Annotated in this window: 14 protein-coding genes; 10 read left to right on the top strand and 4 right to left on the bottom strand. The window is 52.0% G+C overall.

From position 1 onward, the window contains the following. Positions 1-14: 14 nt before the first annotated feature. Positions 15-2396: a GH36-type glycosyl hydrolase domain-containing protein gene (locus NSS64_RS27495; protein WP_341142227.1), complete on the bottom strand. Its 2382-nt coding sequence runs from the start codon at positions 2394-2396 to the stop codon at positions 15-17. Between the two features lie 253 nt (positions 2397-2649). Between NSS64_RS27495 and NSS64_RS27490 the strand changes: the two genes are divergently transcribed. From NSS64_RS27490 to NSS64_RS27470, 5 genes are all read left to right on the top strand, one after another. After that, positions 2650-3582 (top strand): GNAT family N-acetyltransferase, encoded by a 933-nt coding sequence (locus NSS64_RS27490; protein WP_341142226.1) that lies wholly within the window; start codon positions 2650-2652, stop codon positions 3580-3582. Positions 3583-3921: 339 nt separating this feature from the next. Beyond that, positions 3922-8493 (top strand): S-layer homology domain-containing protein, encoded by a 4572-nt coding sequence (locus tag NSS64_RS27485; protein WP_341142225.1) that lies wholly within the window; start codon positions 3922-3924, stop codon positions 8491-8493. Between the two features lie 110 nt (positions 8494-8603). Next, the gene (locus NSS64_RS27480) at positions 8604-9746 is read left to right on the top strand and encodes a response regulator (protein ID WP_340945498.1); all 1143 of its coding nucleotides are present in this window, start codon (positions 8604-8606) and stop codon (positions 9744-9746) included. 93 nt (positions 9747-9839) lie between these two features. Beyond that, positions 9840-10562, top strand: a complete 723-nt coding sequence (locus NSS64_RS27475; RefSeq protein WP_340945495.1) for a GntR family transcriptional regulator — start codon at positions 9840-9842, stop codon at positions 10560-10562. A 277-nt stretch (positions 10563-10839) separates the two neighbouring features. Next, on the top strand, positions 10840-13224 hold the full coding sequence (locus tag NSS64_RS27470) for a phosphoketolase family protein (protein ID WP_341142224.1): 2385 nt from the start codon (positions 10840-10842) through the stop codon (positions 13222-13224). A 66-nt stretch (positions 13225-13290) separates the two neighbouring features. Here the strand turns inward: NSS64_RS27470 and NSS64_RS27465 are convergent, their stop codons facing one another. Further along, a complete protein-coding gene (locus NSS64_RS27465; protein WP_341142223.1) occupies positions 13291-14178 on the bottom strand; it encodes a TIGR03915 family putative DNA repair protein in 888 nt (295 codons plus the stop codon). Next, positions 14178-15488, bottom strand: a complete 1311-nt coding sequence (locus tag NSS64_RS27460) for a putative DNA modification/repair radical SAM protein (RefSeq protein WP_341142910.1) — start codon at positions 15486-15488, stop codon at positions 14178-14180. The genes NSS64_RS27465 and NSS64_RS27460 overlap by 1 nt, the downstream gene beginning before the upstream one ends. A gap of 192 nt (positions 15489-15680) precedes the next feature. On the opposite strand from NSS64_RS27460, the gene NSS64_RS27455 reads away from it, so the two are divergent. From NSS64_RS27455 to NSS64_RS27445, 3 genes are all read left to right on the top strand, one after another. After that, on the top strand, positions 15681-15872 hold the full coding sequence (locus NSS64_RS27455; RefSeq protein ID WP_036691301.1) for a hypothetical protein: 192 nt from the start codon (positions 15681-15683) through the stop codon (positions 15870-15872). Between the two features lie 310 nt (positions 15873-16182). Next, positions 16183-18969 (top strand): glycoside hydrolase family 3 C-terminal domain-containing protein, encoded by a 2787-nt coding sequence (locus NSS64_RS27450; protein WP_341142222.1) that lies wholly within the window; start codon positions 16183-16185, stop codon positions 18967-18969. A gap of 156 nt (positions 18970-19125) precedes the next feature. Then, positions 19126-20412, top strand: coding sequence for a glycoside hydrolase family 18 protein (locus NSS64_RS27445; RefSeq protein ID WP_341142221.1), 1287 nt, complete (start codon positions 19126-19128; stop codon positions 20410-20412). Between the two features lie 101 nt (positions 20413-20513). Here the strand turns inward: NSS64_RS27445 and NSS64_RS27440 are convergent, their stop codons facing one another. Continuing rightward, complete coding sequence (locus NSS64_RS27440) at positions 20514-20906, bottom strand: hypothetical protein (protein WP_341142220.1); 393 nt, start codon at positions 20904-20906, stop codon at positions 20514-20516. A 290-nt stretch (positions 20907-21196) separates the two neighbouring features. Here NSS64_RS27440 and NSS64_RS27435 point away from each other — a divergent pair, with 290 nt between their 5' ends. Next, the gene (locus tag NSS64_RS27435; RefSeq protein ID WP_341142219.1) at positions 21197-24256 is read left to right on the top strand and encodes an S-layer homology domain-containing protein; all 3060 of its coding nucleotides are present in this window, start codon (positions 21197-21199) and stop codon (positions 24254-24256) included. A gap of 134 nt (positions 24257-24390) precedes the next feature. Beyond that, positions 24391-25296 (top strand): AraC family transcriptional regulator, encoded by a 906-nt coding sequence (locus NSS64_RS27430; protein WP_340945477.1) that lies wholly within the window; start codon positions 24391-24393, stop codon positions 25294-25296. Positions 25297-25358 lie beyond the last annotated feature (62 nt).

The raw sequence follows: 25358 nt of genomic DNA, 5'->3' as shown, positions 1-25358 counted from the left end.
GGACCGGCTTGAAGCTAGCCCATCACAACCAGCACTTCGTTCTCTGCCGCCATCCGGGACACAGGAATCAGGTTGCCCTGGATTTCTTCGCCATTGATGACGATGCGGGAGACGCCCTTCTGGACGCCGTTCTTGTTCTCTACCTTGATGTTCAGCTTCTTCCCGCGGAATTCGCGCACCATGGAGAAGTCGGTCCAGTCCGAAGGGACACACGGGTCCAGACGGAGGCCGTCCTTCTGCGGCTGAACGCCCATAATGCCCTCTGCCAGTGAGACCATAACAGTGGAGGCTGTGCCTGTCAGCCAGTGCACATGGGCCCGGCCCTGATACGGGCTGTCCTTGGACTCCACGAATTGGCCGTGGACGTAAGGCTCTAGCTTACGGACCTCTGCATGGTCGTTCATGGTGGCCGGACTGCAGTTCAGGAAATACTCGAACGCGCGTTCACCGTTGCCGATCACCGTCTCCGCCAGGATAAGCCAGCCCTGCGGCTGGCTGAAGATGCCGCCGTTCTCCTTGGTCGAAGCGTTGAACAGCGCCATCAGTGCTACCGGCAAGCCGTATTTGCGGAATGGGGGGTAGAACAGCATCGTGCCGTAATCGGTCCGCAGATTGTCATAGACCTTGTCCATGGCGAGCTTGGCCTGTTCCGGGCGGGCCGCACCGCTTAGCACCGACCAGCTCTGCGGGTTCAGCCAGATTCGGCCCTCATCCTTCTCCCAGGAGCCGATGGTATAGTTGTCCTCGGTGAAGCCGCGGACGAACTGATCCTTCTCCCAGGCATACTTCTGGATATTACCGTCCAGCTCCTCCAGCAGGCCTTGTGCCCACGCAGCATCCTCCGGCTTGTTCTTGTTCTCCGCGATGTCCATGAATACCTTGAAGCCCATGTACAGCTGGAAGGCCACGAACAGTGATTCACCCTTGGCGCCAAGCCGCAGGCAATCGTTCCAGTCGGCATGAAGTCCAACCGGCATGCCGTGGGCACCCATCCGGTCGAGACTGAATTGAAGTGCCTGCCGCAGGTGCTCATATACCGTAGCTTCGCCTTGATCCGAATAAGGAATGACCTCATCGGTGAAGTCCCAGTTCCCGCTCTCATTCAGATACTTGATTACCGTCGGGAATAGCCACAGTGCATCGTCGGCCCGGTAGTGGGGATGTCCGGTCTCCCGCACATACTCTGGGTCGTCCGGTGTTCCTTCATGACCCGGATTATGGTCGAATTTCACCAGCGGCAGCCCGCCGCCATTGGATACCTGGGCAGAGATCATCAGCCGCAGGCGTTCGAGGGCCATCTCATGGTCCAAGTGGATAATGCCCTGGATGTCCTGCACCGTATCCCGGTAGCCGAGCCCGTTGCGCAGTCCGGAGTACTGGAAGGAGGCAGCACGCGACCAGATGAAGGTAATGAAGCACTGGTAAGCATTCCACGTGTTGATCATATGGTTCAGATTGCTGCTTGGCGTCTGCACCTGGAAGCGGTTAAGCTTGCTGTGCCAGAAGGTCTTCAGCTCTTCAAGCTCCCGGTCTACCACGGACAAATCCTGGTAGTGGCTAAGAATGCCGGAGGCTCCCTCTTCATCATATTGTCCCAGCAGGAAGGCGACTTCCTTCTCTTCCCCCGGCTGTAGCTCCACATTGAGCTGCAAGGCACCGCAGGCATTGGTATTATAGTTCAGCGAATTGGAGCATTGACCGTTCTCCACAGAGAGCGGATTCCCGTAGCTGCGGTAATCTCCAAGGAACGTATCGCGGTCCCCGTCATAACCGGCCACCTCTGCTCCGGCCGCGCCGAAGAATCTCCAGGTTTGCTCTCCCGCGATGTTTTCATTGATGACTTGAAGAATTTTATCGTGCTTGAAGTAGGTCCGGGAAATAAACAGCGTGTATTGCAGGTTCACAGTATCTTGCTCATAGTTGTTGTCATTGGTGAATTCGGCGAAGCCGAAGAGGGCCAGCTTGCGCGCCGTAGTGCCGTCATTGCGGATCTTCATGCGCCATACTTCATAGGTCTTGTTCAGCGGTACGTAGTATAAGGACTCGGTATGAATGTTGTCATAATCTGAGACGATGTTCGTGTATCCGGTTCCATGATGGCAGACGGACTTGTATTGCTCCAGATCCTTGCCTACCGGCTGCCAGGAGCCGGACCAATAATCCCCATTCTCCAGGTCTTTGACATAAATGTAGCGCCCAGGCTCGTCCTTGGAGTTGAAGTGATAGCGGATATGCCGTCCGTTGGCCCCGGATTTCACGAAGCTGTAGCCCCCGGCGTTACCTGAGATAATCGCACCGTATTCCGGCGAACCGAGATAGTTGGCCCAAGGAGCAGGCGTATTCGGCTTCGTAATCAGGTACTCTTTGTTCTTGTCGTCAAAATGACCGTATTGCATAACCATTCCTCCTCATGATAGATGACAGGCAGGGCTATGAACGCGCGTTCATAAATGACCGAAGAATCCCGCCCAATTCCATTATAAGACAGTTGCGGTCTGACAATATACCCTATATTTGAGAAAACAACAAACAGTAGAGTCTTTTTATAGCAGTTTCCTATATTTGAATGGGCACATGGCCTTGTTAAGATCAAAAGGAAGGTCTATGTGAGTGCAGCCGAATGGCTGGAGGTATAAGGAGGAGTGCAGGATGAGTGTAAAGCAATGGTCTGAAGATACGATATCCTACGATTTAAATGGTGAATGGTCTATCCGCAGAGCAGAGCCCGAGGAGTGGGGAGTATATTGCTCCGTCTATTATAACATGCAGTATAACGGCTTTTTTAGAGAAGAAGGTTATACGAATCCGCGCAGGAATGCCTTTTGGATATACAAGGGGGAGAGTAGAATCGGCGGAGTCCGGATGTCACCGAATGTGATCTACCATCTCTTTGTAATCCCTCCGTTTAACGATTCATTCGGAATATTGAAGCAGCTTAAAAAGTTGTTGATTCAGTGGTCTGACCGGAAGGAACCGATACGGACCTATGAGGTTCTGCCGGATCAGGTTCAGCTATACGCGCGGGCAGGCTTCTGGCCGGATGAATTCAGATGCCGCTGGATGCAGCGGCCTACAGAATATTTTCATGTGAACTGGGAGGACAGTCTGAGGATTGAGAGTCCTGAAGTGGAAGTAACTGAGGCGGGAGGCAAAAGGTTCATCCTTGCAGAAGAGATTGCCCGCTGTGATTTTGAGAGCTTTAGAGGGGGCTTAGATGCGACCCGGCGGAAGCAAACTGCTGTGAAAGATTTCCTGCCTACTGATCCTAGTTACTCTAATGAAAAATTAACACAGGCCTCCACACTGGTATTTGATAAGGCCACGGGACAGCTCATTGCCAATTGCCGGCTGTGTCTGCAGGATCATGTGGCGGCAGTCTATAGCATCGGCGTTAACCCCGCCTATCGTGGGAGAAGACTGGCTACACGGATGCTGCAAAGAGCACTGACGATGCTGAAGGGGACTTATCCGCTGCTGAGATTGTATGTAATGGAGGGAAATGATGCGGAATCCGTGTACTATAATCTCGGGTTTAAGCCCGGGGTGCAGGAGGTTCAGAAGATGTATATCCCGGTGAATTAACGGAAATAAGCTATCCGCAGGATCAATCAGGGCACCCTTAGGGTGTCTTTTTTTAACTTTTCAAATGAACCGCTACCCAAGGTTGGATGAGATTCGCAATTATGCAATGATATTTGTCACAAAAAAGGGGATTTGTAGAGTTAATGTAGAGGACTGTCGGATACTATTAGAAACTAAGAGATTATTATACACAACCTGTCGGTATCCGTATCGCACGATTTGGTGAACGTCTGCAAAGGAAGGGAGGATTTTACAGGTAATAGGCAAGCGCTCTATGAACAATAGGAAGTGTCGGCTGATCCAATAAAAGTCCCTTTAGATGAGGAGAACAAAAAAAAGATGACAACATCGAAGAAATGGAATAAAAGAGGTTCCCGCGCTCTGGCAGCCTCGTTGTCGATTGCGCTGGTTGCTGCCAACTTTGCGCTGGCCGGACCCGTGGCCCATGCGGCTGTAGCGGATAATGATGGTTCGGAACAAATTTTCACTTCGGAGAAGTACCGGAGCTTCACCAAAGACGGCAGCAATGCTGTAAACTTAACCTTCCCGGAGCTATCTATAACCGCAGATCCTGGTGAAATGATGACGGGTGCAACGATTGTCATTAACGGGTACAAGCAGGGTGACCAGATTACGTTCGTAACTGCCGGTACAGGAATTACAGCTATTTCCGTCACAGGGAACGGTGTTTATATCTTAAAAGGCGAGGCTTCGACCGAAGTGTATCAGAATGTACTGGAGAACGCCAAATTTACCATGACATCGCCAGGAGAGCGCAGTCTGACCTTCGGCCTTGGTTCTGTCCCTTCCTTTAATAAAAACGGCCATTTTTATGAGTATGTGGCGGAAACCAGCATCAAGTGGCCGAAAGCCAAGGCGGATGCCGAGAAGAAGAGTTATTATGGACGTCAAGGGTATCTGGTGACGATTACTGACCCGGATGAGAACGCTTTTATTGTCGATAAGACTCCGGTAATTGGCTGGATTGGCGGGAAAGATGTAGCCCGGGCGGTAGACGGGAACGGAAAGGCCACCCAAAATGTCTCTACCTTGCAGAGCATTGGAAAATATAACGGCTACGGCGATTGGCGCTGGGTAACCGGACCAGAAGGAATGGTGCAATACGAAGGCAAATCCGGCCTTCCTTTCTATAAGGGGTATAACATTAATGGAAAAAATAATGATACTGCCACAGTTCCCAATGTTACCGATGCAACTTACGGCACTATGTACGCTAACTGGGCTACGGGAGAACCCAATGACGCCACGTTCGAGCATGTGGTCCATATTTATTCTAGCGGTCAATATAAAAGTAAATGGAATGATTATGCAATCGACAACAAAGTAGATGCCTACCTTGTTGAATACGGCGGCATGCCAGGAGATTCCACCACCAGCATTAACACAACCATTACTCTAGTGGACAAAACCCCACTGAAGCAGGACAACGATACCGCAGAGGGCTATCTTAATCTTGAGCCGCAGGAATATACAAAGGCCTCTCTGGCGGTTCTCAAGAATGCATCGGATGCAGCCAAAGCTGTCCTTGAAGATGACCATGCTACCCCGGAAGAGATTGAAGCCGCCCGTAAGGGTCTGGAGGATGCCATTGCCGGACTGGTTAAGCAACCGCCAGTAGCTGACAACGCAAGCTATACCGAGGGCAGCAACAATCAGGTATCCATTAAGTTCGACAAGCCTATCAAGTTCAATGAAGGCGATACGGATACTACGGATGACTTCAGAGTAACACTGGACGGAAAATTGGTGGATCTTACGAATGCTGTAGTATCCGACCAAGATCCTAGTGTCATTATTCTGACCCTGGCCAGCCCGTTGTCCAATGACCCTGTGGTTCGAATCGAATACAATTCCGCAGAGTCGGCAATCGAAGCTCAGACGCCGGGACAAGAGCCGGTTTCCGACTTTACGCTGATCGCGAACGGACCGTTCGGGGATTCCTTGCAGATTGAAACGCCTCCCAAGGATACTGAGGTATACGGAGCAGACTTCCCGCTCCCGGTAACCGGACAAGCTGCACTGGACTCGGTAGTTACGGCTGCTGTCTATAAAGTGGACGTTCATCCTAATGCCTATCTGTTCGATCTTGAAGTAGGCATTACGGTAACTGATGATGTCTATAAGTGGGATACCAAGCTGCCGGGACCGCTGGCGCCGGGTTCCTACCATGTGGCGGTGACTTCGACCAAGACATTCGGTGATGAAGTAAGAAAAGAAACGAAGCTGGTGCCGTTCACTGTGCCGCAGCTGGAATTGACCCATGTGGCGGTAAACGAAGGTCAGCCGGATCACGCTGTATTGACGTTCAACCAGCCTGTAGGCGCTGCATTGACTGATGCTGATTTCACGGGACTTACCGTCGATGGACGGAAGGTTATTGCGGTGAAGTCCGTACAGGGCGATAAAGTAGAAGTCGTTCTGGAGGAAGCGCTCGGTCCAGATGATGCATTGGTCGTAGGGTACGACCCTGCTGCCGGTAATGTTACGGCTGAAGGCAATGTCCTGAACGAATTGAAGCCGATTCAGGCCGGCGACCAGTCAGGCATTACGAAGAATAATAATGTGATTCCACTTGAGCTCGTTGCTGCGTATCCCGAAGAAGGGCAGCTCAAGCTGGTGTTCAACAAGCCGATCAACGATCTGACCGATCTGTCCGGGTTCACTTACGGCGGTGTGCCGCTTCAGGGACCTTTTGAAATCAACGGCAATGAACTTATCGTTCCCATTCCTTCTGATCATAAGGGCGGTCTGCTCAGCTACGATCCGGAGCTTGGAAGTGTGACCGAGAATGGCAATAAGCATAACCCGCTTACGGGATTGCAGCCGGGGATTGATCTCGGCGGAGACGGCAAATATATCGCAGACGGCGGCAAGCTGCCGGAGAACGGTCTGGGATTGAGTGCCGGGGATAAGCCGGTATCCTTAAGTCCAGGCTTCCAGCCGGATGTACCAAGCGGCTACCTGGCAACCGTGCCTAATGAGACGGATTCCATCGCCCTGAATCTTGCTCCAGCAGGAGATAACGATACGCTGCGCAAGGTAAGCCTGAACGGTGTAGAGGTGCCTGACGGTGACTGGAGCAAGCTGCCGCTTCAGGAAGGGCTGAATACCATTCAGGTGGATATTGTGGATGCGAAGAACCCAGGCATTAAGCTGGGGCAATACCAAATTCAGGTCATCCGCGCCAGCGGGAAGCTGGTTTCACTTGAGCCTTCCAGCGGTACCTTGCAGCCGGAGTTCAAGCCCGAAATTGATAAGTATGAAGCAACTGTAAGCAATAGTGTGTATGAAATTTCCCTTAAGCCGTTTACGCTGGACCCGGGAGCCGTAGTAACGCTCAGCATTGCGGGTGAAGCTCCGGTACAGGTGAAGAGCGGCGACTGGAGCGCAGCGCTCCCGCTGAAGGTAGGACAGAATGAGGTTGTAGTGACCGTCAAAGATTCCGCAGGCGGAACCAACACGTATACAGTAATCATTACCAGACAAGAGCCTGTATCTTCAGGCGGAGGCGGAGGTTCCGCTCCGGCTCCAGCAGCTCCTGAAACATCCAAGACCGAAGTGATTCAGGTAGATGTGGCCATCGGCGGAGCCAATGCGGCTGGCATCACGAAAGTGCCGGTCCAGCGGACGACTCACAGCAACGGAACGATAACGGATCTGGTCCGCTTCACCAAGGATAAGGCCGAAGAGGCAGTGAAGAAAGCAAAAGAGACGGGACAAAGCATCGCCCGTGTGGTCATTCCGGATCCGGCAGACAATGTCAGCGAAGTGAATGTCCAGATTCCGGCAGAGACTGCCAAATTGCTGAAAGAGAATGGCATTGTGCTTGAAATCTACACAGAGAATGCGATCATCCGTATCCCGAACGCTTCTCTGGAAGGAATCGGGCAGGATTTCTATTTCCGGCTAGTACCGGTAAGGAATGCAGCAGAGCGCAATGAGATTGAGAAGAGAGCCACACTTGAGGCTGTGGTCCGTGAAGTGGCGAAGGACAACAAAATCGAAGTGGTCGCAAGACCGATGACCATCGAGACGAACCTGTCCAGCCGGGCGGTAACTCTGATTCTGCCGCTCAAAGATGTGAAGCTGCCTGCGAACGAAGCGGCGCGTAATGCCTTCCTCGCACAGCTCGGTATTTTCATTGAACACACTGACGGCACGAAAGAGGTTGTCAAAGGCAAAGCGGTTACCTATAAAGAGGGACTGCTTGGACTGGAATTCTCGGTAAGCAAATTCAGTACCTTTACGATTATCAACTTCAATAATCAGTCGCCTGCTACGCATGTATCCTATATCGTTGGCTTCCCGGATGGTCAATTCAAGCCGGACGATCGGGTAACGCGCTCGCAGATGGCACTTATGATTGCCCGGAACCTGGGCTATGATGCTAGTGCGGCTGTAGGCACTCCTCCCTTCCCGGATGTGGCTGTCCGCCATTATGCGGCAGCAGCTATTGCCTTCGTGAATGCACAGGGCGTGATGAAGGGTGATCCGGCCGGGAAATTCCGGGGGAATGCACCGATTACGAGAGCAGAGATGGCCGCTGCTGCTGCCAACTACCTGAAGCTTGCGGTACCGGCAGACGGAAAATCGAGCTTCAGCGATACAACTGGACATTGGGCCCAGGCTGTAATTGAAGCCAACGTGTCGGCAGGCCTGCTCAAGGGCTACCCGGACGGCAGCTTCAAGCCGAATGCTTTTCTGACCCGTGCGGAAGCAGTAGTCATTGTTAATCAGATGTTTGACCGCGGCCCGCTCCATGGAGCAGATGCGGTGAAATTCCCGGATGTCTCCAAGAATCATTGGGCCTACCTGGATATCCAGGAGGCTATCATCGACCATCAGTACCGGATCGACAGTGAACAGAAGGAACAACGGGTTACAGAATAAATGGATAGGGGTTGGAGGAGAGATCATTTCTCCTCCAGCCCCTAAATCATTAAATTTGAAGTATAATGGTTATAAAACCGTACCGATTTCCAGTTGCGAAGGAGATCCGAATGAAAGCAATCCTGATTGACGATGAAGAATTGGCACTAAAGGCTTTGGAACGCCAATTGCATGCACTTGGGTGTTTCGAGATTATCGGCAAATATACCGATCCGCTGCAAGGGCAGCAAAAGGTAGAGGAGACCGAGACCGATATTGTGTTTCTCGATATTCATTTACCGGAGCTGAGCGGGATTGAGCTGGCGGAAAGGCTGCTTGAACAGAGACCCGATCTGCAGGTTGTATTCGTAACGGCATATGATAAGTATGCGATCAAGGCTTTTGAGCTGAATGCCCTGGATTATTTGCTTAAGCCGATTCATACGGACCGTCTGAAGCTTACAGTTCGGAGATTGAATGCTCAGCAGAAGCCTGGCCTGGTAGCCCGGGCAGCGTCAGCGCAGACAAGCTGGAGAATGCTGATGCTCGATGCCTTCCGGATCTACGAAGGGAGCCAGGAGCTTCCGTCACTGCAATGGAGAACGGCGAAGGCGCAGGAAATCTTCTTTTACCTGCTGCATCATCGCGGCAAAGTGGTCAGTAAAGCCACCCTTATTGAATTGCTGTGGGCTGATTTTGATCCGAACAGGGCCTATCCGCAGTTATATACAGCTGTGTATCATATCCGCAAGATGCTGGAGCCCTTCAGCAGAGAACGGATTCTCCTGCAAAATACGGCGGACGGCTATCTGCTCAAGCTGAATGGCATCTGCCTGGACGTTGATGAGTTTGACCGCTTTATCCAAGCGGGGTTAGAGCTCTCGAATGACACCCTGCCCGAATACGAACGAATCCTGAAGCTGTTCAAGAGCGAATATCTGGAGGGGTACGATTATGTGTGGGCGGAGCTTGAACGGCAGAGATTCCAGCTGCAGTGGATTCGGCTGAAGCTGAATCTGGTCCGCTGGTATATGGGGAATGCAGAATATGAACAGGCCTTCAAGCATATTGAACAGGTCTGCACCCGCTATCCGTTAGAGGAGCAAGCGCAATTATTGTACATGCAAATATCGGATAGAATGGGCTTTCATTTTCTGGTGCAAAGACAGTATGTATTGCTGGAAACGGTCATGGAAGCAGAGGTTGCGGAGAAACCGAGCCGGGAGATTGTCAAATGGTATAGGGATTGGGACAACAAGCGTCAGAAAGGGTGAATCCGTGGATTCATCCTTTTTGCCCTATCTAAATTATGATATATTTAATCTTGAATGAACTTGTTCTGCAAAGACCCGACGAAGGAGCCCCCCATGACCCAATTTGTCTACAAGCAGATTATTGCTGACCTCAAAACGAAGATCTTTGCCGGGCAGTACGCCGATATGAAGCTGCCGGATGAGCGCAGTCTCAGCGAGGCGTATCAGGTTAGCCGCAGTACCATTAAGCGTGCGCTGATGAAGATGGAGAGCTCGGGCATTATTTTCAAGAAACGCGGCTCCGGCACCTTCATCAATCCGTTATACATCAAGAACGATTCGATCTTCAATTACGAGGGCTCTAATCTGGGGGTGTCGGATAACTTCCAGATGCACGGCAAGAAGCCGGAGATCAAGGTGCTGAGCTTCGAGGTCATCCGGCCCACGCAGGAGCTTCAGCGGGATTTGTTCCTGTTGCCCCATGATTTCGTGTATAAGATCGTGCGTCTGCGCCTGTTCGAAGGTGCGCCGTTCATGATTGAGACGGGATATATTCCGATCAAAATTGTGCAAAATCTCGACCAGACGATTATCGAGGGGTCGATTTTTCATTATCTGGAGGAATCGCGCAATCTGGCGGTGACCAAATCCTTTTTGTCTATTTTTGCCGAGCCTTCGCTGCCGAATGACCAGGAGTTGCTCCATCTGAAGGAGAATGAACCCGTAGGAATTATGGAGGGGATCTTCTTCCTGGATAACGGCACGCCGTTCGAATTCTCGCATATGCGCTTCCATTATGAGTATCTGAAGTTTAACACGTTCGTATCTGTGCATTGAGGATGGACGGTGTAAATAGCATAATTTAGGTATAGCAGGCCGGGAGGAGTCCCGGTCTTTTTTTGGTGATTTTTTATATAACAAATTAAACCATAATTATAAAAATAAACATCTTTTTGTGCGTGGTTAGCAGAGAATTTCATACTATGTTCAAAATTTCACAATATTGGACCGTATTAATTTCTAAAAAGATTGAATTTCTGAAATGCCGATGTATGATGTAACTGTAGAAGTGATACATTCAATTTACAAAGAAAAAGATTAGGGAGTGGAAGACATGGGATTAACAATCGAACAGGTGGATTATTCCTCGAAAACGTATCTGGCAAAGCTTGATGCTTACTGGCGTGCAACGAACTACATCTCCGTAGGCCAGCTTTATTTGAAGGATAATCCGTTGTTAAGAGAACCGCTGAAGGATGCAGACGTCAAAGTGAAGCCGATCGGACACTGGGGGACCATCCCTGGGCAGAACTTTATCTATGCGCACCTGAACCGTGTAATCACTAAATATGATCTCAACATGTTCTATATTGAAGGCCCGGGCCATGGCGGTCAGGTGATGGTGTCGAACTCTTATCTGGACGGAAGCTACACCGAAATCTATCCGCAGATCACCCAAGACATCCCTGGTCTGAAAAAGCTGTTCAAGCAGTTCTCCTTCCCTGGCGGTGTTGCCTCCCATGCGGCTCCTGAAACACCCGGATCGATTCATGAAGGCGGCGAGCTGGGTTACTCCCTGTCGCACAGCGTGGGTTCGATTCTGGATAACCCGGATCTGATCTCCGCAGTAGTTGTAGGTGACGGTGAAGCAGAGACTGGCCCGCTGGCCGCTTCCTGGCTGTCCAACCGGTTCATCAACCCGATTACAGACGGTGCGGTATTACCGATTCTGCACTTGAACGGCTTCAAGATCAGTAACCCGACCATCCTCTCCCGGATGAGCAGAGAAGAATTAACCGCCTATTTTGCCGGAAACGGCTGGGAAGCATTCTTCGTGGAAGGTGAGAATCCTGATCTGATGCACCCGGAAATGGCGAAGGTGCTGGATACGATCGTAGAGAGAATTGCCGCCATTCAGAAGAATGCCCGTGAAAATAACGATACTGCCCGTCCGGTATGGCCGATGCTGGTCTTCCGCTCCCCTAAAGGCTGGACCGGTCCGAAATCGTGGGATGGCGTGCCGAACGAAGGCTCTTTCCGTGCACACCAGGTACCGATTCCTGTGGATCAGAAAAACATGAAGCATGCTCCGGCGCTGCTGGAATGGCTGAACAGCTACAGACCTGAAGAATTGTTCGATGCGAACGGCCGTCTGAACGCGGATCTGGCCGAAATTCTGCCAACCGGCGACAGACGTATGGGGATGAACCCGGTAACGAATGCCGGTAAGCTGATCAAAGACCTGCACAAGCCGAATTTCCGCAACTACACCTTGGATAATTCTGTTCCGGGTCAAGTGATTGCGCAGGATATGGCCGTGCTGGGGAAATACCTGAAAGAGGTTGTTACGCTCAACGAAGAGAACCGCAACTTCCGGATCTTTGGACCGGATGAGACCATGTCCAACCGTCTGGGACCTGTATTCGAAGTGACCAAGCGCCAATGGATGGACGCCATTCAGGAACCGCAGGATGAATTCCTCGCTCCGTATGGCCGTGTCATTGACTCCCAGTTATCAGAGCATCAGGCAGAGGGGATTCTGGAAGGGTACGTACTGACCGGCCGCCACGGATTCTTCGCCAGCTATGAAGCGTTCCTGCGCGTGGTCGATTCGATGATCACCCAGCACTTCAAGTGGCTGCGCAAGGCGACAGATCAGACCTGGAGAGAAGATATTCCATCCCTGAACGTCATCGCTACATCGACCGTGTTCCAGCAAGACCATAACGGTTATACCCACCAAGATCCGGGTCTGCTCGGCCATCTGGCTGACAAGAAGCCTGAATTCATCCGTGAGTATCTGCCGTCCGATGCGAACAGCCTGCTGGCTGTATTCGACACGATCCTGAATGACCGTCAGAAGATCAACCTGATCGTATCCTCCAAGCATCCGCGTCCGCAGTGGTTCTCGGCCGATGAAGCTCAGGAGCTGGTAACTAAAGGACTCAAAATCATTGACTGGGCCAGCACCGACAAAGGCGGCGAGCCGGATCTCGTAATTGCTTCTTCCGGTACAGAACCAACTATGGAAGCCTTGGCTGCGATCTCGATCCTGCATGAGAAGCTGCCTGAGCTGAAGATCCGCTATATCAACGTGGTAGATCTGCTGAAGCTGAGAAGCCAGAAGCTCGATCCGCGCGGCTTGTCTGACGATGAGTTTGATCAATTTTTCACAAAAGACAAACCGGTCATCTTCGCCTTCCACGGCTATGAAGGCCTGATCAAAGACCTGTTCTTCGACCGCCACAACCATAACCTGCATGTGCACGGCTACCGCGAGAATGGCGACATCACGACACCGTTCGATATGCGTGTACTCAACCAGATGGACCGCTTCGACCTCACGAAGGAAGCGGTGCTGAGTCTGCCGGAAGCAAGCAAATACCAGGCTATCGCTGACGAGATGGATGCTATGGTGCAGAAGCACCACGCGTACATCCGTGAAGAGGGCATCGACCTCCCAGAGGTTGAGAACTGGGTATGGAAGGCTTTGAACTAAGGTTAGGACGATAGTGTTATTTCATTAATAATATAGTAGGCTTCAATTAAGGAGCGCCCCGGTTAGTCATGTTGATGGCTGCGGGGCGCTTTTTGTGTCCGATGATTGGAGCTGGATTATGGTCTCCGGGGTGTCCGGGATCGATGAGGTCTCCGGCTGCAATACCTTCTTCCGCTGCGCCGCGGTGAGTACAGGGACACCATTACTCCCATTCATCTCCAACATGTGCTTCCAATAGCGCTTCGGCATCTTAGAGGAACGCAGCCGGTCATTGCGGCGCTCCTTGATGCCGATGGCGTGATAGAAGCCGGTCCATAAGCGGCGGTACGCTTCCTCGGTCTCATCGGGCTCGGGTGGAGTCCACCCGCTTAAGGGAACGATGGCCTCCCGTCCGGGCTCATGAATCAGCGCCGCCCCGTGCGTCTGGTCGTAGATCATGAAGCTCTCCCCCTGGAACCGGTCGCAGAAGTGTTCCCGGATTACAGGCAGCACATAGCCCTGCGGTTCAATGACTGCGGCCATGACCGGGCCGTATACAGAGAAGCGGACGAAGCCTGTATACAGATGCGCTTCATGCCGGAGCTGCTGAACGGCCTTCATCAGACTGTTAACAGTATCATCAGCCAGCATATTCATCACCTTGCGGCCATGCTGGAAGCCGAGATACAGGAAGTTCAGCAGCAGCATTTCCTTATCGGGGGCGCAGCTCCAGAAGCCCAGACGCACCAGCTCCTCGGCTTCGCGGCTGATCCGCAGCGGCAGGGACTTCAGTACCCGCGCGGCCTTCTCCTTGTCGGTCTCAATCCATTTCGCTTCCAGCAGCAGGCCTATTTCTCCGCCTTCAGCATGAATTGCCAGCGGAATCTCCTTCCAGGCATAGCTCTCAAATACACAGCACAGCAGACCCTCGAAGCTTCCGTCATAGGTGTACGCCAGTGCGGACGGCTTGAACATCAGGCCTTCGCCCCCTTGTTGAAGCTGTTCCAGTCCCCGGCGGCGGGCAAGGTGGAGAGGTTGAAGTCATCGAACAGCGTGAGCTGTTCCACCTGCGGCTGCTGGAGAGCCAGCTGCTGCCCGGACATGAGGGAGCGGAGCAGCGTATGCTCGCTTACCTTCAGCCCTTCCAGCGGTTTGTCCTTGCAGGTGATGAAGAACTGGGCACGCTTGAGGACCACTCCCAGCTTCTTCAGCGCGTGGAAATCGAGCGATCCGGCCCGTCTGGCCTTCACGATCCGCTGTGCACTTCTAACACCAATGCCCGGTACACGCAGCAGCATTTCGTACGGGGCGCGGTTGATCTCAACGGGGAACTGCTCCCGGTGGTTAACGGCCCAGCTGCACTTGGGGTCCAGCAGCGGGTTGAAGTTCGGCACGGCCTCATCCAATAATTCATTCGCCTTGAAGCCGTAGAAGCGCAGCAGCCAATCGGCTTGATAGAGCCGGTGTTCCCGCAGCAGCGGCGGCTTGGTGTCTAGAGCGGGCAGGAGGGAATCCTCCACCACCGGGGTGTAGGCCGAGAAGAATACGCGCTTAAGTGAGTATTTGCGGTATAAGCCTTCCGTCAGATTCAGAATCTGGTAATCGGTATCTGGCGTTGCTCCCACGATCATCTGGGTGCTCTGTCCGGCAGGCGCGAAGCGGGGAGCATGGTTATACTTGACGATATCGGAGCGGTTCTCCTTGATCCGGCTGGTAATCAGCCCCATCGGCTTCAGGATGGATACCTTGCTCTTATCAGGTGCGAGCCGTCCGAGGCTCTCCTGCGAGGGCAGCTCGATGTTGACGCTCATGCGGTCGGCGAGCAGCCCAAGTCTGGACAGCAGGGCTTCGTCTGCTCCGGGGATGGCTTTTACATGAATATAACCGTTGAAATGATAGACATTGCGCAGCAGCTCAAGTGCAGCAATTAACTGCTCTGTGGTGTAGTCCGGATTGCGCATAATGCCTGAGCTAAGAAATAGTCCTTCTATATAATTGCGGCGGTAGAATTGCATGGTGATATCTGCGATCTCTTCGGGGGTGAAGGCCGCCCGGCGAATGGGGTTAGATTTGCGGTTGATGCAATAGGCACAATCATATACACAACCGTTGGTCATAAGCACCTTCAGCAGCGAGATACAGCGCCCGTCCGCTGCGAAGCTGTGACAGATGCCCATCGCGGAGGTGTTGCCGAGCGCCCCGGCCTGGCCCTTGCGGTCGGAACCGCTTGAAGTACATGCCACATCGTATTTGGCGGAAGCGGTCAGAATCTCTAGTTTCTCCATTACATCCACGGTCTCAATCCCCCTCATATGTGAGCATTATATACCGAACGTACGTTCTTGTCAAAAGTATCTCCCCTTCTTGGCCGACTGTAAAATGTATGCGCATTCCTTCTTGTGCTATAATAGAAACTGATGGTTCATGGAATGAGGAATCATACGGTTATTGAAATTCGGGTTAGGAGTGTTGCTGAAGTGAGAGGATATAACATATGGCGGCCCATCATGCTGATTGCGGTTGCGCTGCTGACAAGACAGTTAGTGACAAGTGTGTGCCTGATGTTCGGCATGTCGCAGGAATCGGCAGGCAGTGTAGCCATGCTGGGCATGATCGTTGCTGCTCTTATTATGTACAACCGCATGATGAAGGGCCGCCGCCGCAGATAAAATAAACAGAAGATCCGGCCGTATCTCTTCAGGCGGAGCGGATTGCATAGGAACAGGCTTGAAAGACGCCCGCACAGGTGTCTTTTTATTTTAGAACTGTCTTTTTACTAAAAAAATTTATGCAGACAGGTGCGCATCCCGGCGATCCGGCAAGCGGTGCTTGAATAATCTGGCTGGAGCTTATATTCTTAGAAGGATATGCTATATGAAGGACCATAGAGATTCAAGGTAACGTATATTCCCCGCAGGGAGGGCGTTATCTATAGAATCAACCCACAGCATGGGAAATGAACATACAGGAGGAAACCAATTGAGTACACAGAACATTGGAGTGCCGTTAGAGGGTTTTGCAGAATTTAGCCGGACGGTAGCCGCAGAGGGTGCGGTACTGCTTAAGAATGAGGGACAGGTGCTTCCGCTGGGTGACGGTGAGAGCGTCGCTGTTTTTGGCAGAATACAGGTGAATTATTACCGCAGCGGTACAGGATCGGGCGGTAGCGTTCACGTTGCATATACGACGAATCTGCTGGATGGACTGCGCAGCAAGAAGAACATTAGCGTGAATGAAGAGCTGGCTGCAGCCTACGAGGCCTGGATCGGGCTTAACCCGTTCGATGACGGCGGCAAGGTATGGGCTGCGGAGCCGTGGAACCAGAAGGAGATGCCGCTTACGGACGAGCTGGTGAAACAGGCAAGAAGCCAGTCAGCCAAAGCAGTTGTGGTCATTGGACGTACGGCGGGCGAGGATCAGGATAATGCCGATACTGCAGGCAGCTACCGGCTGACGGAAGATGAGAAGGCGATGCTTGTCTCGGTTACGGCTCATTTTGAACAGACGATTGTGGTGCTCAACGTATCCAACATTATGGATATGAGCTGGGTAAATGACGCCGCTTATGTGAACCCTATCTCTGCAGTGATCTATTCCTGGCATGGCGGCATGGAGGGCGGCCACGCGATCGCCGATGTTCTGGCCGGAGAGGTTACGCCAAGCGGCAAGCTGACGGACACTATCGCGTATTCCATTGAGGATTACCCGTCGACCCGCAACTACGGCAATGAGTTCAAGAATCTGTACGAGGAAGATATCTACGTGGGCTACCGTTATTTCGAGACCTTCTGTCCCGATAAGGTTCAGTATGAATTCGGCTACGGGATCTCTTACACGACCTTCAAGCTGGAGCCGGAGGAAGCGAAGCTGGTGAACCAGGCGGGCGAGCCGCAGATTGAAATCAGCGTCGCCGTAACGAATACGGGAGCCGTATATGCCGGTAAAGAAGTAGTGCAGGTGTATGTTGAAGCGCCGCAAGGACAGCTGGGTCAACCGGCCAAAGCGCTGGCAGCCTTCGCTAAGACCAAGCTGCTGGAGCCTGGTGAGTCTCAGCGCATTACTGTAAGCTTCCCGCTCCATTCCATGGCTTCCTATGATGACGCCGGAGTGACCGGGCACGCTTCCGCTTATGTGCTGGAAGCCGGAACCTACCGCTTCTATGCAGGAACCAGCGTCAAAGCGGTATCAGCAGTGCTTCTGGATGGACAAGAAGGCTATGTGCTGGATGAGCTTAAGGTCGTGGAACAGCTGCAAGAGGCTATGGCGCCTACCGAGAGCTTCATGCGGATGAAGCCGGGTGCCCGCAAGGCAGACGGTTCGTATGAGCTTATCTCCTCTGAAGTACCTACTCGCAAGGTAGATCTGGCGGAGCGGATTGAACGCAATCTGCCGCAACAGCTTCCGCAGACTGGCAATCAGGGATATACCCTGAGAGATGTCCATGACGGAAAAGTTAGCATGAGCACCTTCATTGCCCAGCTAAGCGACCAGGATCTGGCGGCGATTGTCCGGGGCGAAGGAATGAGCAGTCCGCTGGTCACTCCAGGTACGGCATCGGCGTTCGGGGGCGTGAGCGACAGTCTGTTCAGCTACGGCATTCCGGTTGCAGCTACAGCGGACGGCCCTTCCGGCATCCGTATGGACAGTGGGGCTAAGGCAACACAGGTATCGATTGGAACCCTGCTGGCCGCTACATGGAATGCGGAGCTGGTGGAAGAACTGTATGTTATGGAAGGCCAGGAATTATTGCGCAACCAGGTGGATGCGCTGCTGGGACCGGGGCTGAATATCCGGCGCAGCCCGCTCAACGGGCGTAACTTCGAATATTTCTCCGAAGATCCGCTGATCTCGGGGATCTTCGCTGCCGCATGCACACGCGGAATTATGAAGGGCGGCTCTAATGCGACGCTGAAGCATTTTGCCTGCAACAACCAGGAGAAGCACCGCAGTAAAGTCGATGCTGTCGTATCGGAACGCGCGCTGCGTGAGATCTACCTGAAGGGCTTCGAGATCGCAGTCAAGCAGGGCGGGGCCAATTCGATCATGACCTCCTACAATCCGGTGAACGGGCATTGGGCGGCTTCGAATTATGACCTCAACACCACGCTGCTTCGCGGCGAATGGGGCTTCCAGGGCATCGTCATGACCGACTGGTGGGCGATCATGAACGATGTGGTGAACGGAGGACCGGCAGACCGTAAGAATACGAACTGGATGGTCCGCGCCCAGAACGATCTGTACATGGTCGTTAGTAACTATGGGGCAGAGGTTAACGCTTACGATGACAATACGATCGCATCTCTGGAGAATGGTACGCTTACCCGCGGGGAGCTTCAGCGCTCAGCGATCAACATCTGTGAGTTCATCATGAAGGCGCCGGTATTCTCCAGAAAGCACGAGATTATTGAAGCGGTCGATACGTTCAAGGCTGATCCGGCTATCGGGGCTGAGCAGGTGCAGGTGCTGAGCGAGAACGCACAGGTAACGCCTGCTGTGTCCGGGCCGACCTACATTCAGGCTGACGAGGCGGGCCAGTACCGCATTATTGTCAGCATCATGTCTCCTGAGCCTGAGCTTGCGCAGAGCGCCTGCAACCTGACCCTGAATGGACAAGCGGTAACCACCATTCAGACGAACGGAACGGAGGGCCGGTGGATCAGACAGAAGTTGGTCAAGGTTGAACTGGAAGCCGGACGGTATGAGCTGAAGCTGGACTTCGTCAAGCCCGGCCTGCAGATTGAATGGATTGAATTCAAGCGGGTATAACATCAGGATCATTGATAGCATGAGCAGCAAGGCACCCTCCGGGGTGTCTTTTTTTGCAAATATTGAATTTACATGATCCGCCTGATTCCGCATACCCGCACGGCCGCCGAATAAAATAGAGATAAAACGGCTACTATGAAGGGATGGCAGGAACGTATGCAAATACATGTAGTGCAGCCGGGCCAGACGCTGTATGGTATTTCACAGGCCTACGGAGTAAGCACTGATACTATAACTGAGGCGAATCAGCTCTCTGCGCCGGGAAGCCTGGTGGCAGGGCAGGCGCTGGTAATCCCGATTGCCGGGCAGTATTATTGGGTGCAGCCGGGCGACAGCTACTACAGCATCGCCAAGCGGTTCGGCCTGAAGGCAAGCGAGCTGGCGGAGGTGAACGGGCTGACGCTGAATCAGCCGCTGCAGGTCGGACTCCGTATGTACATTCCCCCTGGACCCAGGCGGCAGGCGGAAGTGAACGCGTATGTGGAGCCAAGGGGGGAGAGTGTCTCCCAGCCGCTGCAGAATGCTGCGCGTGAGGCTGCTCCTGAGCTGACGTATCTCGCACCGTTCAGCTTCCGGATCAAGCGGGACGGAACACTGGTCCCGCCGCCTCTGGATGGCCTTGCTTCCATTGCTGCAGAGCATCAGGTGACGCTGATGATGGTCGTGACGAATCTGGAGGATGCCCAGTTCAGCTCTGAGCTCGGGCGCATTATTCTGAATGATCAGGAGGTTCAGGACCGGCTGCTTGAGAACATCATCGCGGAAGCGAAGCGGCTGAACTTCCGGGATATCCACTTTGATCTGGAGTTTCTCCGGCCGGAGGACCGTGAAGCGTACAATACTTTTCTGCGGAAAGCGGCAGAGGTCATTCATAAGGAGGGCTTCCTGCTGTCCACCGCCCTTGCCCCCAAGACCAGCGCGTCACAGGTTGGGGCCTGGTATACGGCGCATGACTATAAGGTCCACGGCGAGGTGGCCGACTTCGTCATTATTATGACGTATGAATGGGGCTATAGCGGGGGGCCGGCGATGCCTGTCTCGCCCATCGGGCCTGTCCGTCAGGTGCTGACCTATGCAGCAAGTGAGATGCCCGCAGGTAAAATCATGATGGGCCAGAATCTGTACGGCTATGATTGGACGCTGCCTTTTGTAGCAGGGGGGCAATATGCCAAAGCGCTCAGTCCGCAGGCGGCCATTGATCTGGCCAGGAACAGGAATGCAGCCATTCAATATGACTATAGAGCCCAGGCTCCGCATTTCAATTACACCGATGACGAGGGGAGGCAGCATACGGTATGGTTCGAGGATGCCCGCTCGATTCAGGCCAAGTTCGATTTGATCAAGGAGTTAGGGCTGCGGGGCATCAGCTACTGGAAGCTGGGCCTGCCTTTTCCGCAGAATTGGCTGCTGCTTACGGATAACTTCAAGGTGGTCAAAAAATAGACCGGAGACCGTGCTGCCAGCGGCGGCGTAAGAAGCTCCACACCAAAACGGATGTGCCCATGCGAAATGGCGGCACATCCGTTTTTTTGAAAATATAAGTGTTAGCCCATTAAGCCCTTGAGCCCGCCCAGAAAAGGCCGGATCGACTTGATCATGTTGTAGCCCATCTTCATCACCGGCATAGCCTTCTGCACCATTCCGAACATGCCCATGAACCGTCCGAGACCCCCGCCGATACCGGCCACCCCGCCTCCCCCGCCCATCAGCGAGCCGAGTAGAGGCATGAAGCCGGACACCTCTGCTCTGCGCGCAGCTGAAGAGGATTTCCGTTTCGGGGTTGGCCCCTTACGCGTGCCGGGTCTGGACAGAATCACCGCCTCCTGGTTCAGGTCTGTAATCCACCCTACATAGGAACGCCCATTATGCAAAGTGATGCAGACCGGCTGGCCTTTCAGCTGCTGTGCCCGCTTGCGGAGCTTTGTTGAATTTGCCATTCGTCATTCACCTCACTGTTCTATTTACTCTATTTTACTCAGAACCTGGGAGGCGGCTTGTGCGGGTATGGAGTTTTGCGGAATATATTTGAACAACCCGGGGCTGTCTTTGGGGGCAGATGTTCTAAAAATATACAAATTGTGAATTCAGGTTAATTGTCGTGAAATATTTTACAGTGAAAAAAAGGGAAACGGATATGCATGTAGAATTACCCTGAAGTACTGGGTTTGGAGTGAAAAATCATGACTTTAGTCCCGGTTCTAATTCTATTGGGGAGTGACCTAATCTCTTGGCTATCCATCGTTATTTAAGAAATGCTTGCTTCATCGTCTTATTATTTGTTCTGCTACCCTTTACACGGAGTTACGCCGATGCCGGGCAAATGGCAGACATCAAAGGACACTGGGCGGAATCCGATATTCAGCAGTGGCTGGATCAAGGACTCATTAACGGCTATCCCGATCATACCTTCCGGCCGGGGGCAGAAGTATCCAGAGGTGAATTCGTAGCGCTAGTGAACAGAGCGTATAAGTATTCAGATACGAAGGCTATTAGCTTCAAGGATCTGAAGCCGAAGAATTTTGCGTACATAGAAGTACAGAAGGCTACCGCTCAAGGATATATCAGCGGATTCAGCGACAATACTTTCCGTCCTGACAAGCCAATTACACGACAGGAAACCGCAGTGATCCTATCCAGAATATTAGGCTTTGACAGTAAAGGGGCAACGGCCTCCGTCTCTTCACTGGACGCGAATCTTATTCCTGCCTGGAGCAGACCCGCCGTTCAGTATCTTCTGGATCAGGGGATCATGAGCAAGAATGCGGATGGCACCTTCCAACCTCAGCGCAATATGACCCGTGCCGAGACTGTAGTGGTCATTAAGAAGGCGCTGGCTCTGGGTACAGTGGTTTATGATCAGGCAGGTACTTTTGGAGAGTCCGCAGTTAGCACAGTACAGCATAATGTAAGAATTACAGCTTCCAATGTTACGCTCCGCAATATGCATATCCAGGGTGACCTCGTCATTGCTAAAGAGGTGGCAGACGGGAACGCCTACCTTGAACAAGTTCAAGTAGACGGTGTAACCCGTATTGAAGGCGGAGGCAGCAACAGTATTCATATCCGGAACAGCAAACTAAACACAGTATCTGTGAACAGGCTGAATCATGCGGTGAGAGTTGTAGCTGAGGGTACAAGCGTTGTGCAGGACGTACAGATTCTATCCAGCGCGGTTATTGAGGAGAAGGATATCTCCGGCGATGGTTTTGTGAATGTAACCGTGCTTCCTGATGCCCAAGAATCGTCATCAGAGCGGACAGTGGTGCTTGCCGGAGACTTTAAGAAGGTTTCTGTAGGCGGCAGCCTCAAAGAGTTCAATGTTCGCTCAGGTAGCGTAGCTAATTTGCTTATCCAAGAGAATCTGGTAATCCCTACTCTGAATTTCAGCAAGAATGTTGTTATTGAGCAGCTGGAAATGAAGAGTAAGCTGACAATCTCCGGTGAAGGCCAAGTCAAAGGCGTTGTATTGTCGCAAGGCGTACCAGACCCTAAGCTGCCAAAAGACCAAACGCCTGCTGCACCTGCGTCTGGCGGTGGCGGTGGTGGTGGCTCCTCTAATCCTGGCCCAGGCGGCGGTAGTGGCGGTGGTTCTCCTGATCCGGGTACAGGCGGTGGCAACGGGTCAACTCCTGTACCGGCGCTGGCTGTAACCGGAATTACTGCTGCAAACGGCATGTTAGAAGTCCAATTCAACCGGAACCTGGACAGCATACCGGATGCTGCTGATTTCGCCATTCTCGAACAGGTTAATCATGGCGAGTTTCATAAGGTTGAGGTAACTTTGGTTACGCTGCTTGATAATAAAGCAACAGTACAACTTACAATTCCTTCGATAGCGAATAGTGAGGCTGAGCAGCTGGCGGTATACTCCGTGTCTTATAAGGGTGGAAGCCATGTATTATCTGGAGCGATTACTGTGCCTAAGGCTAATGTGACTGTGAGTGGGCGTTTGTTTATTCAGCCATATACGGAGACCAAGCCGGTTCCTGCCTTCAACCTTCATATCTACTTAACAGGAGCGAAGGGGACATATACTATTACCGTTACTAAGAGTGGAGATTACTCTTTTGTAAATGTAGTGCCAGGAACTTATGTCGTACTTATGCCTCTTTATCCATACAGATACCATACTCAAGAATTTACTGTGGAAGCAGGTAAGGATCTCGTTCTGCCCGATCATACGATCATAGAGAATCTGCCGGAAGCTGATGTCGATCAAATTACTTATACAGATATGCCTGTTATTTATGGTAGGGTTTTAAATTTGCGTGAGCCCTTCAAAGTAAAGATTGAGCTTGAAAATGGGAAGGAACTTAACAGCTATTCAGGAGTATATGATTTACAATTTGGCATCAATCTATATGACTACAATCCGAAACTGCAACTGAAGGAAAATGATAAATTATATGTGACCTTATACACGGATCGCGGCTGGACTAGTCAACGGTTTGAGATAAAGTTAGTTGAACGGCCTCAAACTAAGGCGCCTGTGGTGACGAGCGTGGTGTACGAAGATACTACAAGAATTAGAGGCATATTAATAGAAGATTCTTATAGTGAGGTTACAATTACCCGTGAAGATGGAACTTTATTTGGAAGATCCAGTAGTTATGACGGCATGTTTGATATCTACCTGTATAATCCCTCGCTTTTATCTGTTGGAGAGAAACTGATGGTCTATGCGCAAGCTCAAGGAAAGAGAAAAAGTGAGCCTGTCTACATCACTGTCGCAGCACCTAAGGCCGAAACAGCGAAACCCGTAGTTACTCGAATCGTTTATGAGAATGATTGGACAATCTACGGAACGGCTGAAGGAGACTCCACCATTGTTGTCAAACGTGCGGATGGTACCGTTCTGGGGCAGGCAAAGACCAGCAGTTATGAATACGTTGGTAATTTATGGGTAGAACTTGATCCGCGTCCTGTTGCTGGAGAGACTCTATATATAACCGCTAAGGGATATGAGAAGCTGACAAGCGAGCCTGTCGCCGTTGTAGTAGCCAGCAGGCCAACCACGCCAACTCCTACAGTAGTTGGTGTGGTTTATAGTGATAGTCCGAAGATAGAAGTTTATGTTCCTGGTCTATTCGACGCCTCGTATTTCTATCTTAAGACCAAGGATGGTAAATTAATTAGTGAGCTATTTACGTTCGGTGAGCGAGTTAACTTCTGGAACATTAAAGTTGCTCCTAATACACAATATCAAGTGACGGTTGTTGGTCCATTAATGAAAGAGAGCGAACCTTTCTTCTTCACAGTGATAGACCGAACCAAAGACACCGAATAATGAAGCGATTATAGTAAAAATCTAAAGGACACCTGCTGGTGTCCTTTTTGGTAGACGTTTAATACACCACTACTCAAGTCATATCTACTCTCTAGGCCTCTGCTAAGATCAGTAATGAAAGGAGGAGGACAACAATGTACGAATGGAATGAGATGGTCCAGCGCATGATTGACTGGGTGGAGGAGGATCTTGCGGCTTCGCCTACGCTGCTGGAGATGTCTGAGCAGCTGGGGTATTCGCCGTATTACTGCACCCGGCAATTTCATGTGCTGACCGGAATGACACTGCGGGACTATGTCTGGCAGCGCCGGATTGGCCGGGCGGCACTAGAGCTTAGGGACACGGAGGCGCGTATTCTCGATATTGCCGTAAAGTTCGGCTTTTCCTCCCAGGAGGCGTTCACGCGGGCCTTTTTCAGAGCCTTCAAGCTCACTCCACATGCCTACCGCAAGGCTCCACAGCCGATTCCGCTGGCTATTCGTGCCGAGGTGTTCTCTCCTTATCATTATCTGATCAGGGAGCGGGATAGAATGAGACAGGTGCATTTGCAGGAAGCGGAGATTAAGCTTGAGTGGATACCGGCGCATAAGTTTATCGGCATCCGCGATATCGGCTCTAACAATTACGGAGGATTCTGGAAGAATGGGCATGACTGCGATGAGGTCTCTGGAACCCTGGAGAGCATGTCGCATCATACGCTTCCCGGCCAGTTGGGCCAGACGGCAGGCTGGTTCTATCAGGAGGGGCGCAAAGGCTATCTGTATGGTATCCTTGTCGCGGCTGATTACGACGGGGCGGTTCCGGAGGGCATGGAATGCCGGGATATCCCGGAATCGGAGTACCTGGTCTTTTTTCATCCGCCCTTTGATTACTTGCAGGATAATGGGCAGGTGATGCGTATCGTTGAGGAAGTGGCTTGGAATTATGATCCTGCGGTTATGGGCTATGTATGGGATGAAGAGGAGAAGCAGGATTATCAGCGGCATTTCCCGGAGGGTTACGGCTATGCGGTGCTGCGGCCGGTCCGTAAATTAGACTAACTTCAGACAGCAGGCTGGCTTAAGCAAAAGCGTTCGGCGCTTCTGCTTAAGCTGCTGCATGT

The sequence above is a fragment of the Paenibacillus sp. FSL H8-0122 genome, from assembly GCF_038005345.1.
Classification (GTDB): domain Bacteria; phylum Bacillota; class Bacilli; order Paenibacillales; family Paenibacillaceae; genus Paenibacillus_AQ.
Note: the sequence above shows the minus strand (reverse complement) of the source record. Positions and strands in the feature narration are given on the sequence as shown.